14 protein-coding genes are annotated in these 13,553 nt (G+C 69.1%); 10 read left to right on the top strand and 4 right to left on the bottom strand.

Annotated features, from left to right (window positions below; translation table 11 throughout):
• The first annotated feature begins 302 nt into the window (after nt 1-302).
• Both DXK21_RS10005 and DXK21_RS10000 read left to right on the top strand, forming a co-directional pair.
• Nucleotides 303-1,112: a hypothetical protein gene (locus DXK21_RS10005; protein ID WP_114817634.1), complete on the top strand. Its 810-nt coding sequence runs from the start codon at nt 303-305 to the stop codon at nt 1,110-1,112.
• A 74-nt stretch (nt 1,113-1,186) separates the two neighbouring features.
• Complete coding sequence (locus DXK21_RS10000; RefSeq protein ID WP_114817633.1) at nt 1,187-4,045, top strand: M16 family metallopeptidase; 2,859 nt, start codon at nt 1,187-1,189, stop codon at nt 4,043-4,045.
• Nucleotides 4,046-4,297: 252 nt separating this feature from the next.
• Here the strand turns inward: DXK21_RS10000 and DXK21_RS09995 are convergent, their stop codons facing one another.
• Nucleotides 4,298-4,726, bottom strand: a complete 429-nt coding sequence (locus DXK21_RS09995; RefSeq protein ID WP_114817632.1) for a hypothetical protein — start codon at nt 4,724-4,726, stop codon at nt 4,298-4,300.
• A 209-nt stretch (nt 4,727-4,935) separates the two neighbouring features.
• Between DXK21_RS09995 and cobT the strand changes: the two genes are divergently transcribed.
• The gene (gene cobT / locus DXK21_RS09985) at nt 4,936-6,807 is read left to right on the top strand and encodes a cobaltochelatase subunit CobT (protein ID WP_114817641.1); all 1,872 of its coding nucleotides are present in this window, start codon (nt 4,936-4,938) and stop codon (nt 6,805-6,807) included.
• Entirely contained in the window at nt 6,804-7,772 is a 969-nt protein-coding gene (locus DXK21_RS09980; RefSeq protein WP_114817631.1) for an esterase-like activity of phytase family protein, read from the top strand. The genes cobT and DXK21_RS09980 overlap by 4 nt, the downstream gene beginning before the upstream one ends.
• A 160-nt stretch (nt 7,773-7,932) precedes the next feature.
• Here the strand turns inward: DXK21_RS09980 and DXK21_RS09975 are convergent, their stop codons facing one another.
• The 3 genes from DXK21_RS09975 to DXK21_RS09965 are packed head-to-tail and all read right to left on the bottom strand — an operon-like array spanning nt 7,933 to nt 9,691.
• Nucleotides 7,933-8,523 (bottom strand): demethoxyubiquinone hydroxylase family protein, encoded by a 591-nt coding sequence (locus tag DXK21_RS09975; protein WP_114817630.1) that lies wholly within the window; start codon nt 8,521-8,523, stop codon nt 7,933-7,935.
• A 10-nt stretch (nt 8,524-8,533) separates the two neighbouring features.
• The gene (locus tag DXK21_RS09970) at nt 8,534-9,073 is read right to left on the bottom strand and encodes a disulfide bond formation protein B (RefSeq protein WP_114817629.1); all 540 of its coding nucleotides are present in this window, start codon (nt 9,071-9,073) and stop codon (nt 8,534-8,536) included.
• 36 nt (nt 9,074-9,109) lie between these two features.
• Entirely contained in the window at nt 9,110-9,691 is a 582-nt protein-coding gene (locus DXK21_RS09965) for a YqaA family protein (RefSeq protein ID WP_114817628.1), read from the bottom strand.
• 192 nt (nt 9,692-9,883) lie between these two features.
• Between DXK21_RS09965 and hppD the strand changes: the two genes are divergently transcribed.
• From hppD to DXK21_RS09935, 6 genes are all read left to right on the top strand, one after another.
• Nucleotides 9,884-10,972, top strand: coding sequence for a 4-hydroxyphenylpyruvate dioxygenase (gene hppD / locus DXK21_RS09960; RefSeq protein ID WP_114817627.1), 1,089 nt, complete (start codon nt 9,884-9,886; stop codon nt 10,970-10,972).
• Nucleotides 10,973-11,155 (top strand): hypothetical protein, encoded by a 183-nt coding sequence (locus DXK21_RS09955; protein ID WP_114817626.1) that lies wholly within the window; start codon nt 10,973-10,975, stop codon nt 11,153-11,155.
• 158 nt (nt 11,156-11,313) lie between these two features.
• Nucleotides 11,314-12,393: an isoaspartyl peptidase/L-asparaginase family protein gene (locus DXK21_RS09950; RefSeq protein WP_114817625.1), complete on the top strand. Its 1,080-nt coding sequence runs from the start codon at nt 11,314-11,316 to the stop codon at nt 12,391-12,393.
• Nucleotides 12,390-12,758, top strand: a complete 369-nt coding sequence (locus DXK21_RS09945) for a cupin domain-containing protein (protein ID WP_114817624.1) — start codon at nt 12,390-12,392, stop codon at nt 12,756-12,758. The genes DXK21_RS09950 and DXK21_RS09945 overlap by 4 nt, the downstream gene beginning before the upstream one ends.
• Nucleotides 12,755-13,225 (top strand): methyltransferase family protein, encoded by a 471-nt coding sequence (locus tag DXK21_RS09940; RefSeq protein ID WP_114817623.1) that lies wholly within the window; start codon nt 12,755-12,757, stop codon nt 13,223-13,225. Before DXK21_RS09945 ends, DXK21_RS09940 begins: the two co-directional genes overlap by 4 nt.
• Entirely contained in the window at nt 13,216-13,506 is a 291-nt protein-coding gene (locus DXK21_RS09935) for a hypothetical protein (RefSeq protein ID WP_114817622.1), read from the top strand. The genes DXK21_RS09940 and DXK21_RS09935 overlap by 10 nt, the downstream gene beginning before the upstream one ends.
• Nucleotides 13,507-13,553 lie beyond the last annotated feature (47 nt).

Below are 13,553 nucleotides of genomic sequence, written 5' to 3'. Positions count from 1 at the left end.
CTCCGCCATAGCCCTCGCCGCTACAGTGCTCTTTTGGCTATGAGTCCTGAGCCTAGACATAGGCACTAGGCGGCAGTGCATATGCGCCAACCAGAAAGGCACGGTTCAAAATCACGGTGCCGCGGGCCGCGCAACGGGGCGGACTGTTGGACGTGAGCGGCTGCATCGCCCTTATCCAGCGGCGAGAGATATAGAGGCGTCTGGCGTATTTTCAGCACCTTGAATCAAGGCCGCGCCTGCTCTGGCGGGCCGTTCCGGGCCTTTTGCCAGCCGGGGTTAGGCGCGGGCCTATCCTCCGGCGCATGACAGACGCCCCCGCGCCGCCTCGCGGCGAGTTTCCCTTTCGCCGACCCCAAAAGGCGCCGACGCCCGGCGCCGGAGACAAGCCGGCCCATTATCGGCTGTCGAGGGCGACGTGGGACATCATTCTGGACGAATACCGGAATGGGGCGACTGTGCCGGAGCTGAGCGAGCGGTGGCGGGTGTCGGGTCATGCCCTGCGCAAGCGGATCACCGTGCACGGCGCGACCAAGCGCGACTGGGGCGACCAGATCGCCATAGAGACGGCGAAGGCGCGCGAGGCGGCGCAGAAAGAGGCCGAGAAGGCCAGGGTGGAGCAGGAGGCGGCGGCCGAGGCGGCGCTGGCCCAGGCCCTGTTCGGGCCGCTGACGGCGGAGGACGCGCACGAGGGCAAGGCGGCGGTGCTGGCCTCGACGGCGATGATCGCCTCGGGCCGGGCCATGCTGATGCGGCGGCTGCCCGAGGCGCAGGGGCTGGCGCGGCTGGCCGAGGTCTATGTGCGGCTGATGGACCGACAGGACAAGGCGCACAGCTTCGAGAACACGCCGCTGGAGGTGCTGCTGGCGGCGCGGTTCAACGGAGAGATGATGAGCGCACGCTTCGCCCTGACGCCGGAGTCGAAATACGACGACCCCCAGTATGAGCTGAAGGCCCTTTACTGGGATCAGCTGAAGGCTGCGCCCGACGCCTATCGGACCGAGGTGATGGACGCCCGGCGCGAGGCCGCCCAGGCCCGGCGGGAGATGCGCGAGGCGAAGGAAGCGCTGGAGGCGTTGAAGGCGGCGGTCGAACATGAACAATCGTCCACATAGCAATGTGTCGCGTTGCCGTTCGGTGATGCGCGGCTAAGGTCCGGCCCAGCATTTTCTGTTGTGGACTGAAACTCATGCGCCTTGCCGCCTCTTCCGTCGCGCTCGCCGCCCTTATGGCCGTCGCTTCGCCCGTTCTGGCTCATACCGCTGCGCCTGCCGCCGCGCCCGCCGTGACCGCGCCGTCCGCCACGCCGCTGCGCGGGGCGCCGGTGTCGGAACTGGTCGCGCGCGTCGATATTCCGTGGAAGCGCTTCCAGCTGGACAACGGCCTGACGGTGCTGGTCCACGAGGACCGCAAGGCGCCGGTGGTGGCGGTGTCGGTCTGGTATAATGTCGGCTCCAAGGACGAGCCCAAGGGATCGACCGGGTTTGCGCACCTGTTCGAGCATCTGATGTTCGGCGGGTCCGAGAACTCGCCCATCAGCCACATCCAGTCGATGAGCTCTGCGGGCGCCTCGGTCCTGAACGGCACGACCTGGTTCGACCGCACCAACTACTTCCAGACGGTGCCGACCCCGGCGCTGGACTACACCCTGTATCTGGAATCCGACCGCATGGGCTATCTGCTGGGGCAGGTCAGCCAGGAGGTGCTGGATCTGCAACGCGGCGTCGTCCAGAACGAGAAGCGTCAGGGCGACAACCAGCCCTATGGCCTGACCGAGTACGCCACGCTGGAAGCCCTGTTCCCCGAGGGCCACCCCTATCGCCACTCGACCATCGGCTCGATGGCGGATCTGGACTCGGCCAGCATGGAGACGGTGCGCGACTGGTTCCGCGAGAACTACGGCCCCAATAACGCCGTCCTGGTCCTGTCGGGCGACATCGACGAGGCCAAGGCCCGCGAGCTGACCCAGAAATACTTCGGCGCCATCGCGCGCGGTCCGGCCAACACCCCGGCGGCGGCCCCGGTCCCGACCCTGGCGGCGCCGGTCGAAGAGGTGCTGCGCGACCGCGTGGCCCAGACCCAGATCAGCCGCACCTGGGCCGTGCCGGGGCTGGGCGATCCCGACTCTGTGCCGCTGAGCGTGGGCGCCTCGGTGCTGGGCGGTCTGGCCAGCTCGCGTCTGGACAACGTCCTGGTGCGCGACGAGCAGACGGCCTCCAGCGTTTCGGCCGGCAATCAGGTGTTCCAGCGCCTCAGCATGTTCAGCTACTCGGCCATGGTGAAGCCGGGCGCCGACGCCGAGGCCGTGGCCAAGCGCATGGACGCCGTTCTGGCCGATCTGATCGCCAACGGCCCGACCCAGGACGAGATCGACCGGGTCGTGACCCAGTTCTCCTCGCGCCGCATCCAGGGTCTGGAGACGGCCAACGGCAAGGCCTCGGTCCTGGCCGAGGGTCAGCTGTATGCGAACGATCCCGACTTCTACAAGAAGGAGCTGGCGGCCTATGCCGCCGTCACGCCGGCGCAGGTTCAGGCCGCGATGAAGAAGTGGCTGAGCCGCCCCGTCTATAGCCAGATCGTCGTGCCGGGCGAACGTGAAGCCTACGCCGACGCCGCCGCCGCCCCCTCGGGCGCGACCCCGACCCCGGCGGCGCCGATCCAGCGCGTGGCCCGCGAGGCCGCGCCCGCCATCGGCGACGTGTCCAACGTCGACTTCCCGTCGGTCGAACGCGCCGCCCTGTCGAACGGCATCGAGGTGGTCTACGCCCGCTCGGCCACCGTGCCGGTGACGCGCGTGGCGCTGGAGTTCGACGCCGGCGTGGCCGCCGACCGCGCCGACCGCCTGGGCGCGCTCAGCCTGATGTTGAACGTCATGCAGGAAGGCACCACGACGCGCGACTCCAAGGCCCTGGCCGAGGCCCAGGAGCGTCTGGGCGCCAGCGTCACGGTCGGCTCCTCGATGGACCGGACCACCGCCAGCCTGTCGACGGTGAGCACCAATCTGGAGCCCTCGCTGACCCTGCTATCGGACGTGGTGCGCAACCCCGCCTTCGCGCCGAGCGAGGTCGAGCGCCTGCGCGCCGTGCGTCTGGCGGCCTTGGCCAATGAGAAGACCCAGCCGGCCGCCATCGCCGGACGCGCCCTGCCGCCGCTGATCTATGGCGAAGGCCACCCCTATGGCCGGTCGTTCAGCGGCACGGGCGACGAAGCGGTCATCCGCAGCCTGACGCGCGCCGATCTGGTCGCCGACCACGCCGCCTGGATCCGCCCGGACAACGCCAAGCTGTTCGTGGTCTCGGACCTGCCGTTCGCCGAGCTGAAGCCGCAGCTGGAAGCCGCCTTCGGCGACTGGCGCGCGCCGTCGACGGCCAAGGGGACCAAGGCCTTCACCGCCGCCCTGCCCCAGATCTCGGCGCGGATCGTCCTGATCGACCGTCCGCAGTCGCCGCAGTCGCTGATCTATGGCGGTCAGGTGCTGCCGGTTTCGGGCAGCGACGACATCCTGACGCTGAGCACGGCCAACAGCGTCCTGGGCACCGACTTCCTGTCGCGGATCAACAATGACCTGCGCGAGACCAAGGGCTGGTCCTATGGCGTGCGGGGCAGCATCAACCCGCTTCAGAATCGCGCGCCCTACATCATCAACGCCCCGGTCCAGGCCAACCGCACGGGCGAGTCGATCGCGGCCCTGATCGGCCAGTATGACCGCTTCCTCAATGCCGAGGGCGTGACGCCGGCGGAGCGCGAGCGCACCGTCCTGGGCGAAACGCGCGGCCTGTCGGGCAGCTATGAGACCTCGGGCCAGGTGCTGGGCGCCCTGCGCTCCAACGCCCTGTACGGGCGTCCTGACGGCTATCAGGAGACCCTGGCCAGCCGAATCAACGCCCTGACGGCGGACCAGATGGACGCCGCCGCCCGCGCCGCCATCAAGCCCGCCAACTTCGTCTGGGTGGTGGTCGGCGACGCTTCGGTGGTCAAGCCCCAGCTGGACGCGCTGGGCCTGCCGGTCGAGGTGCGCGCGGCCCCGGCGGCGACCACGTCCCAGTAGGCCGTCTCAGCCGAGACCCACAGAAAGGCCGGCGGGGCGACCCGCCGGCCTTTTTCTTGGTGAACTGACGGAGGTCTTGGCGCCGTCGCCCACACCCACGTCATCCTCGCCCTTGTGGCGAGGATCCAGAGCCTCGACCTGTGCCTGATTACCCGGATCGCTCAAAATGGCTTTGGCTACGTGTCTGGATCCTCGCCACAAGGGCGAGGATGACGGGCAAAAAGTCAGCTGAAGACAGCCTATTTCGTTGCCCTATCGTTTGCGGAAGCGGGCGGCGTCGGCGGCCAGACTGGAGCCCCAGTCGGTCGTCGGGTGGTCGGGCTCGGCGTGGAAGGGCAGTTCGCCGGCGACGCCGCGCACGGCCAGAGCCAGAGGCAGGGCGTAGTGAGGCAGGAGGCGCAGCGGCTTCCTGCGCTTGTCGGTCACGTCCCAGCCCAGGGCCTCGAAGGCCTCGGCCAGATCGGCGCCTTCCAGACGGTGGATGTCATCCCAATCGTCTGGCAGAGGCACGGCCTCGGCGGCCTCGCCGGTCAGGCCGAACAGGGCCTGGGTCAGGGCGTCGATCTCGGGAAATTCGTCGCGGGCGTCGGGATCGGCGTAGCGCGGCTTCATCAGCGCCTTCAGTTCCAGATCATCGACGCCGGGCAGGTCGATCAGGCGGCGCAAGGGGGCTTGGGTCATGGCCCGCCATAGCACGATCGCCGCCGGTTGACCGCGCCCGCGTGCGGTAAGAGGCTACGCCAAGCTGTCAGACCTGATCCGCGCCACCGGCCGTTTCGACGTCGAGGCCGGGGCGGGCGGGGCCATGCGGGTGCGCGTCAAACCCCGCTAAGTCCAAGTAAGAGCCGCCGCCCCCTTCCCCCACGCGCGGGGTGGTCTATGTGTGGCCCATGGCCGCCGCAGAGACCCCCGTCGAGACCTTCAAACGCGCTTTGGCGAACGCCGCGCGCGCCCTGGCCGAGCAGGCCGAGCTGGAGGTCAACTTCGGCTCGGACGGGCCGAGGCTGTCGAACGGCGTCCTGACACTACCCCATCCGCCACGCGATCCGGCAGGGCCCGAGAGCGCGACCCTGCGCGGTCAGGCCGACCGACTGGCCCTGCGGCTGGCCAATCACGACGAGGCCCTGAACGCCCGTCTGCGCCCGATTGACCAGACGGCGGCAGAGGTTTTCGACGCCGTCGAACAAGCAAGGGTCGAGGCGGTCGGGGCGCGCGCACTGAAGGGCGTGCGCAACAATATGAACGCGGCCCTGACGACCCGGCTGGAGAAGTCGGGCGCCTTGCGAGCCGAGGCCGAGCGGGTGCCGGTGGCCGAGGCGGCGGCGCTGCTGGTGCGCGAACGGCTGACGGGCGAAGCCTCGACCGACGGCCTGAAGTCCATGCTGGATCTGGTGCGGTCCAATCTGGAGCTGAAGGCAGGGGCCCAACTGGACGCCCTGGCCGCCGTGGCCGACGACCAGACGGCGTTCGCCGCCCGGCTGAAGGACGTGCTGCGGGCGCTGGACCTCGACCCCGGCGACGGCCAGGCCGAGGACGCCAACGACGAGGAGGGCGAGGACGAGCCCGACGGCTCGCAGCAGGACGCGCCGGACGAGCAGGAACAGGAAGAAGAGGACGGCGGCGAAGGCGGCCAGTCGCTGGAAGGCACGGCCGACGACCAGTCCGCCGAGGACGAGCGCCAGACCCGCCCCGACGGCGCCCCCGCCGATCCCGACGGCGAGGCCTCGGACGACGGCCCCGAAATGAACGAGGGCGCCCTGCCCAATCGTCAGGACAGCGTGGACGACGGGCGCGCCTTCGACGCCTATCGCGTCTTCACCACCGCCTATGACGAGACCATCGGCGCCGAGGAGCTGTGCGACCCGATGGAGCTGGACCGGCTGCGGTCGCTGCTGGACGCCCAGCTGGCGACCCTGTCGAGCGTGGTGTCGCGACTGGCCAACAAGCTGCAGCGCCGCCTGATGGCGCAGCAGAGCCGCAGCTGGTCGTTCGATCTGGAAGAAGGCGTGCTGGACACCGCGCGCCTGACCCGCGTCATCACCGATCCGACCAGCCCCCTGTCCTTCAAGATGGAGAGCGAGAGCCCGTTCCGGGATACGGTCGTGACCCTGCTGATCGACAACTCGGGCTCGATGCGCGGGCGGCCGATCATGGTGGCGGCGGTCTGCGCCGACATCCTGGCGCGGACGCTGGAGCGGTGCGGGGTTAAGGTCGAGATCCTGGGCTTCACCACCCGCGCCTGGAAGGGCGGGCAGTCGCGCGAGGCCTGGATCAGCGCCGGCAAGCCCGCCAATCCGGGCCGTCTGAACGACCTGCGCCACATCATCTACAAGTCCGCCGACGCGCCGTGGCGCCGGGCCAAGAAGAACCTGGGCCTGATGATGCGCGAGGGCCTGCTGAAGGAAAACATCGACGGCGAGGCCCTGACCTGGGCGCACGAGCGGATGAAGGGGCGGACCGAGTCGCGCCAGATCCTGATGGTGATTTCCGACGGCTCGCCGGTGGACGACTCGACGCAGTCGGCTAACGCCGCCCTCTATCTGGACAAGCACCTGCGTCAGGTGATCGAGCAGATCGAGACCAAGTCGCCGGTCGAACTGATCGCCATCGGCATCGGCCATGACGTGACCCGCTGGTATCGCCGCGCCGTGACCATCGTCGACGTCGAGCAACTGGCCGGGGTCATGACCGAAAAGCTGGCCGAGCTGTTCGAGGCCAAGCCGAAGACTGTCGCCAGAACCCCGGGGAAGCGGGCGGCGTGAATCGACGAGTCTATGTCGCGGCCCTGGCGGCGTTGACGCTAGCGGCCTGCGCCGGCGCGGTCGTCACTTCGCAGCCATGGACGCCGACGCCCGAGGCGGACGGCTGGAGCCCGGTCAGCGTCTCGACCCGCCCGGTGGGACTGGGCCTGCCGGGCGCGGTTCTGGCCAAGGGCGTGCGTTACGCCGGGGGCGTGACCGTGCTGGCGGGGGCGGACTCGCCGCTGCACAGCCTGTCGGACCTGAAGCTGACCGGCGACGGCGGCTTCATCGCCGTGTCCGACGTCGGCGATCTGGCGCGCGGGACGCTGGCGCTGGATCGCGAGGGGCGACTGGTCGGGCTGGAGGGGCTGGGCGTGCGCCGCCTGACCCTGACCGACGGGGCGCCGATCAGCCAGAAGATCGACGGCGACGCCGAGGGGCTGGCCGTCACCGCCGACGGAGCCCTGCTGGTCAGCTTCGAGCGCGACCATCGCATCTGGAACTACGGCCCCCTGACGGCGCTGCGGTCGCCCGCAGCCGTGCGGCGACCGGACTTCCCCTTCCCCGAGAACGACGGGATGGAGGGGCTGGCGGCGTCGGGCGACGGCTGGCGGGTGGCGGGCGAATCCGGCGGGGTCTGGGACTGTTCAGCGGCGCGCTGCGTGGTCGTGACAGCGCCGCCTGAGACGCCGCTGGCCGACAGCGATTATCGCATCACCGGCATGGACCGCGATCCGGCAGGCGGCTGGTTCGTGGTGCAGCGGTCCTATCGCGCCCCGATCGACGTGCGGGCGCGGGTGCGGCGCATGGCGGCGGACGGGAGGCTGGGGCCGGTGCTGGTCGAGCTGAAGCTGCCGGGGACGACGGATAATTTCGAAGGGATCGCGGCGGAGCGGCGGGGCGAGCGGATGCGGATCTACGTGCTGTCCGACGATAATTCTCTCGCCGTGCAGCGGACGATGATGCTGGCGTTTGATGTGAGGTAGCGCGTTCTCCCTCCCCGCTCGGGGAGGGTGGCTGAGCCTGAAAGGCGAAGACGGGTGGGGGCGGCAAGGCAAGACAACCGCAGCGCCAAGTATCACCGCGCCCTCCCCACCCGGTCGCTTCGCGACCACCCTCCCCCAAGTGGGAGGGAGAGGCCTTGTCCTAAATCCGTTCGCTGATCTTGATGGCGGCCTTGCAGCCGACCTTGATGACGCTGGACAGCAAGCGATACCCCGGCGCTTCGCGGCTGCCGTGGGCGATGGCGTGGTCGTGGTGGGCCAGTTCCTCTTCGCGGAACTTCGTCAGTTCGGCGGCCAGTTCGGGGTCGCGGTCGCGGACCTCCTCGATCTGGTCGGCGTAGTGTTGCTCGATGACGCTCTCGACCGCCTCGGTGCAGGCGTGGGCGGCCTTCTCCGAGATCAGGGCGGTGCCGGCGCCGAGCGCGGTGGCGGCCAGCTTCCACAGCGGGATCATGGCCGTGGGGCGGACGCGGTTTTCGGTCAGCAGGGCCTCGAAGCGGGCCAGGTGGACGGCCTCGTGGCCCTCCATCTCGGTCAGGTCGGCGGCGATGGCGGCCTTGCCCTTGCGGCCTTCCAGCACGGCGCGCTGGGCGCGGTAGATGTGGACGGCGGCGAACTCGCCCGCGTGATCGACGCGCAGCATCTCGGCCATGCGGGCGCGGGTCTGGCCCACCCCGGGGCGCGGCAGGGGGATGCGGCGGGCGGCGGCGACGGTGTCGGATGCCTCGGTCATGGTCTGTCTTCTACACCTTCGGGGCGCGCGCGTCCTTGGGACGTTTCGCCGCCAGCAGACTGAAGATCGCCAGGGCCAGCGAGATCAGGAAGTTCCAGCCCGCCATCGAAATCCCCAACAGACTCCACGGCACGTCGCCGCAGCCGACGACAGGCTTCATCTCGGCGGTGCCGGCGGCCAGGGCGCTGAGCCCTTCCAGATTGAAGGCCAGGGGATCGCCGCCCGAACAGGTGGCCGGCAGGGTCCACCACTTCAACTCGCCGCCCGCGTGATAGCCGGCGGTGATCGCCCCGGTGAAGAAGACGGCGGCCAGCAGGAAGGAGGCGATGCGCGGCGTGCCGCGGCTGGCGCGGCTGAACACGGCCCAGAAGGTGGCGGCCCCGGCGATGGCGACGGCGGCCCAATAGACCTCGCGCTGCTTGAGGCAGAGGTTGCAAGGCGGCAGGCCCGCGAACCGCTCGAAGGCGTGAGCCGCGCCCAGCATGGCCAGGGAGGCCGCCAGCGCAAAGGCGGTCCACCAGCGGGTCAATCGTTGATACAGGCGCGTCATGGCGCCTTTCTTAGACGCAGCCGGGGCCGGCGTCGATCAGTGTCCGACAAGCTTGACCGCAAAGACCGCGCCGACCAGCAGAACCAGGAACAGCACGGTGAACAGGGCCAGCCGTTTCTCGATGACGGCCAGCATGGGCTCGCCCCAGCGCTTGAGCACGAAGGCCACCAGAAAGAAGCGGGCGCCGCGCGTGATCACGCACAGGGCGACGAACAGGGCCAGATTGAACTGGAAGATGCCCGAGGCGATGGTGATCAGCTTGAACGGGATCGGCGTCAGCCCCTTGATCAGGATGACCCAGGCGCCGTGCTGCTGAAACAGGGCCTTGGAGGCCTCGAAGGTGTCGGCCTTGCCCAGCACCGCCAGCATCCACATGCCTACCGGCTCCAGGAAGAAGCCGATGGCGTAGCCCAGCAGGCCGCCCAGCACCGAGGCGAGCGTGCAGACCGTGGCGTAGAAATAGGCGCGGTCCGGCTTGGCCAGCACCATGGGCGCCAGCATGACGTCGGGCGGAATGGGGAAGAAGGAGCTTTCCGCGAAGGAGACCACGGCCAGCGACCGGGTGGCGTGACGGTGGCGGGCCAGAGAGAAGACCCAGTCATAGAGCTTGCGAAGCATACAGGCGTCCCGGTTGCGCCTGCGGCTCCTAGCAGGCCCTAAGCCTGCGCGCATCCGTCGATAATCGCCTGCGACACCGCAACGTGTCCTGTTTCGGATCAGCCCCGCCTTGCGCCCGACGGGGGGCGCCCATTAGGTTCCGCCCCAATCGGCGGCAGGAGCCGCCACTAAAATATTGAGAGGAGACGCGTCATGCAGGACGCCGCCGCCAAACTCGACCAGGAAAACCCGCTGGGCGTGGACGGTTTCGAATTCGTGGAATTCACCGGCCCGGAGCCGGAATCCATGATCGCCCGGCTGGAGCTGATGGGCTTCACCCAGACCCATGTGAACCCGACCACGGACGCGGTGCGCCTAAAGCAGGGCGACATCACCATGCTGGTCAACCGCAGCCCCAAGGGCCAGGCGGCGGGCTTCGCCAAGGACCACGGCCCCTCGGCCAACGGCATGGCCTTCCGCGTCGCCGACGCCAAGGCCGCCTATGAGGGCGCGCTGGAACGCGGCGCCCGCGCCGCCGAGGGCGTGCACGGCGGGGCGCTGGGGAACGACTATCCCTACATCCTGCAAGGCATCGGCGGCTCGCTGCTCTATGTCATCGACCAGTACGGCGAGCAGGGCTCGCTGTATGAGGCCTGGGACGAGATCGAGGGCTGGGAAGAGGCCGAGCGCAAGAACTCCATGGGCCTGGAGATCCTCGACCACCTGACCCACAACGTGCGTCGCGGCGAGATGCGCACCTGGTCGGGCTTCTATGGGTCGGTGTTCAACTTCGAAGAGCAGAAGTATTTCGACATCAAGGGCAAGGCGACAGGCCTGTTCTCGCAAGCCATGATCGCGCCCGACCGCGCCATCCGCATTCCGCTGAACGAGAGCCAGGACGACAACTCGCAGATCGAGGAGTTCCTGCGCCGCTATAACGGCGAGGGCATCCAGCACATCGCCCTGACCACCGAAAACATCTTCGAGACGGTCGAGGCCATGAAGGCACGCGGCGTGGCCTTCCAGGACACGATCGAGACCTATTTCGAACTGATCGACAAGCGCCTGCCCAACCATGGCGAGGACGTGGAGCGGATGCGCAAGAACCGCATCCTGATCGACGGTTCCGACGAGGAGGGCCTGCTGCTGCAGATCTTCACCCAGGACACCTTTGGTCCGATCTTCTTCGAGATCATCCAGCGCAAGGGCAATGAAGGCTTCGGCAACGGCAACTTCCAGGCCCTGTTCGACTCGATCGAGCTGGACCAGATCCGTCGCGGCGTCATCAAGGTCGACGCCTGAATGAAGATGCGGCCGCCGCACTGGCTGCCCTGGCTCGGCCCGCTTCTGGCGGCCGGGGCCGGGGCGCTGGCCGGGGAATACTGGCTGGGTGGAGGCTTCTGGATGGTGCTGTTCGCGGCCCTGTTCTGCGGCTTCGCCCCCATCCTGGGCTACCGCGTCTGGAAGAGACTGCATCACCGATGACGATTTCCTCCCCATGACCATGGGGAGGGGGACCACGCCGTGGTGGAGGGGGCGGCGCTGATATCCGCCGCCTGAGTCGCCCCCTCCGTCACGGCCGCTTGCGCGACCGCGCCACCTCCCCACAGAGTGGGGAGGAAAGACTTGAGGGGAAACCGCAGATGAAATCCATCCTGACCGCCGCAGCCGTTCTGACCCTGCTGGCGTCGCCCGCGTTCGCGCAAGACGCCCCGAAATGGTCGCTGGCCATCCACGGCGGGGCGGGCGTGATCGAGCGCGCCGAGCTGTCGCCGGAACGCGACGCCGCCTATCGCGCAGGCTTGCAGGCCGCGCTGGACGCCGGTTCGGCGGTGCTGGCCCGCAGCGGCTCGGCCCTGGACGCGGTCCAGGCCGCGGTCGAGACCCTGGAAGAGAACCCCCTGTTCAACGCCGGACACGGCGCGGTCTTCACCGCCGCCGGCAAGAACGAACTGGACGCCGCCGTGATGAACGGCGCTGACCTGACCGCCGGGGCCGTCGCCGGCCTGACCCGCACGCGCCACCCGATCGCAGCGGCGCGGGCGGTGATGGAGAAGTCCCCCCACGTCATGCTGATTGGCGAAGGCGCGGACAGCTTCTCGGCCTCGGCCGGTCTGGAACAGGTCGCCCCCAGCTTCTTCTTCACCGAGAGCCGCTGGCAGGCCCTGCTGACCGCCCTGCGCGAGGCGGGCCAGCCCCTGCCCGCGCGCCCGGCGGGCGCCCCGCCCGAGCCGTCGACGCTCGGCAAGCCCGTGCCCCTGGCCTCGCTGAACGAAGCCCCGCTGAACGAGCGCAAGTTCGGCACGGTCGGCGCCGTGGCCCTGGACAGCCAGGGCCGTCTGGCCGCCGGCACCTCGACCGGCGGCATGACCGCCAAGCGCTGGGGCCGGGTCGGCGACGTGCCGGTGATCGGCGCCGGGACCTACGCCTCCAACGCCGACGGCTGCGCCGTCTCGGCCACCGGATCGGGCGAGTATTTCATCCGCGCCACAGTGGCGCGCGACATCTGCTCGCGCACGTCGACGGGCATGGGGGTTCAGGCCGCCGCTGACGCCGAGATCGCTGACGTCGGCTCCATCGGCGGCGACGGCGGCGTCATCGTCATGGGCAAGGACGGCGCGGTCGCCTTCTCGATGAACACCTCGGGCATGTATCGCGGCAGCGTCTCATCCAGCGCCGCCCCTCGCGTCGCCATCTACGCCGACGAAGACACCCCGCGATGACCGGCGAGGTCGTCGATCTGGAGCAGAAGTTCGGCGGCTTTTCCGACCACTGGCGGCCGCGCGTCGCCGCCCAACTGAACGGGCAGGACGTGCGGCTGGTCAAGGTCCAGGGGGTCTTCCCCTGGCATAGCCATGCCGACGCCGAGGAGATGTTCCTGGTCTGGAAGGGCCGGTTCCGGGTCGAGTTCCGCGACCGGGTGGAGACGCTGGAGCCGGGCCAATTCATCGTCGTGCCGCGCGGCGTCGAACACCGCACCGCCGCCGACGAGGAGGCGGAGGTGATGATCTTCGAGCCCTCGGAGGTGATCAACACCGGCGACGCCCCGACCTCGGACTTCACCGCGCCCCCCGGACAGACGATATGACGACACGCGACCATCCCGGCGTCATTGCCCCGCCGCCGCTGATCTATCTCGGCTTCCTGCTGGCGGGATACGGCGTGGGCCAACTGGTCAGCGAGCCGTCGCTGGGGCTGAATGTCGATCTGCGGCGTGGCCTGGCCTTCGTCTTAGTGATCAGCGGCCTGCTGCTGGACGGCATCGCGGCGGGGACCTTCCGCCGCCTGGGCACCCCGCCCGAGCCGTGGAAGCCGACGACGGCCCTGGCGACCGGCGGGCTCTACAAGTACAGCCGCAATCCAATCTATGTCGGCTTCGCCGTCACCTACGCCGGGTTCGCCCTGGCGATGGACAGCCCGGTCGCCCTGGCCCTGCTGGTCCCCTGCCTGATCGTGGTCGACCGCTTCGTCATCGCCCGCGAAGAGCGCTATCTGACGACCAAATTCGGCGCCGAATACCAAGCCTATCAAGGAAAGGTCCGCCGATGGCTGTGACCCCGAACCGCCCCGCCCCGCACGCCGACGAACTGTCGGAAATGGCCATCGAGGAACTGGACGCCGCCTGCGGCCTGCTGTGGGTCGAGATGAAGGCGATCACCCCCTGGGGCGACGTCTATGAGGGCGTGGCTCCGTCCGGCCGTGCGGTCGAGATCGAGCGCCGCTATCTGTGGTCGCACGAACCCGCCGGCGCCATCGCCGTCGAGGTCGAGGTGCGCGATCCGGCCTTGCGCACCGGGGCCGAGGCCCGCGCCGTCATCTCGCCCCCGAATAGTTGATCGAACGGCGGCTTTACGACCGCCGACGCCGCTTCCCAACCGCCTCG

The sequence above is a fragment of the Brevundimonas bullata genome, from assembly GCF_003350205.1.
Lineage (GTDB): Bacteria > Pseudomonadota > Alphaproteobacteria > Caulobacterales > Caulobacteraceae > Brevundimonas > Brevundimonas bullata.
This window is presented reverse-complemented; position numbering and strand designations above follow the sequence as displayed.

Coding starts and splice junctions, on each gene's coding strand:
- DXK21_RS10005 (WP_114817634.1), top strand. CDS start 303: ATGACAGACGCCCCCGCGCCGCCTCGCGGCGAGTTTCCCTTTCGCCGA.
- DXK21_RS10000 (WP_114817633.1), top strand. CDS start 1,187: ATGCGCCTTGCCGCCTCTTCCGTCGCGCTCGCCGCCCTTATGGCCGTC.
- DXK21_RS09995 (WP_114817632.1), bottom strand. CDS start 4,726: ATGACCCAAGCCCCCTTGCGCCGCCTGATCGACCTGCCCGGCGTCGAT.
- cobT (WP_114817641.1), top strand. CDS start 4,936: ATGGCCGCCGCAGAGACCCCCGTCGAGACCTTCAAACGCGCTTTGGCG.
- DXK21_RS09975 (WP_114817630.1), bottom strand. CDS start 8,523: ATGACCGAGGCATCCGACACCGTCGCCGCCGCCCGCCGCATCCCCCTG.
- DXK21_RS09970 (WP_114817629.1), bottom strand. CDS start 9,073: ATGACGCGCCTGTATCAACGATTGACCCGCTGGTGGACCGCCTTTGCG.
- DXK21_RS09965 (WP_114817628.1), bottom strand. CDS start 9,691: ATGCTTCGCAAGCTCTATGACTGGGTCTTCTCTCTGGCCCGCCACCGT.
- hppD (WP_114817627.1), top strand. CDS start 9,884: ATGCAGGACGCCGCCGCCAAACTCGACCAGGAAAACCCGCTGGGCGTG.
- DXK21_RS09955 (WP_114817626.1), top strand. CDS start 10,973: ATGAAGATGCGGCCGCCGCACTGGCTGCCCTGGCTCGGCCCGCTTCTG.
- DXK21_RS09950 (WP_114817625.1), top strand. CDS start 11,314: ATGAAATCCATCCTGACCGCCGCAGCCGTTCTGACCCTGCTGGCGTCG.
- DXK21_RS09945 (WP_114817624.1), top strand. CDS start 12,390: ATGACCGGCGAGGTCGTCGATCTGGAGCAGAAGTTCGGCGGCTTTTCC.
- DXK21_RS09940 (WP_114817623.1), top strand. CDS start 12,755: ATGACGACACGCGACCATCCCGGCGTCATTGCCCCGCCGCCGCTGATC.
- DXK21_RS09935 (WP_114817622.1), top strand. CDS start 13,216: ATGGCTGTGACCCCGAACCGCCCCGCCCCGCACGCCGACGAACTGTCG.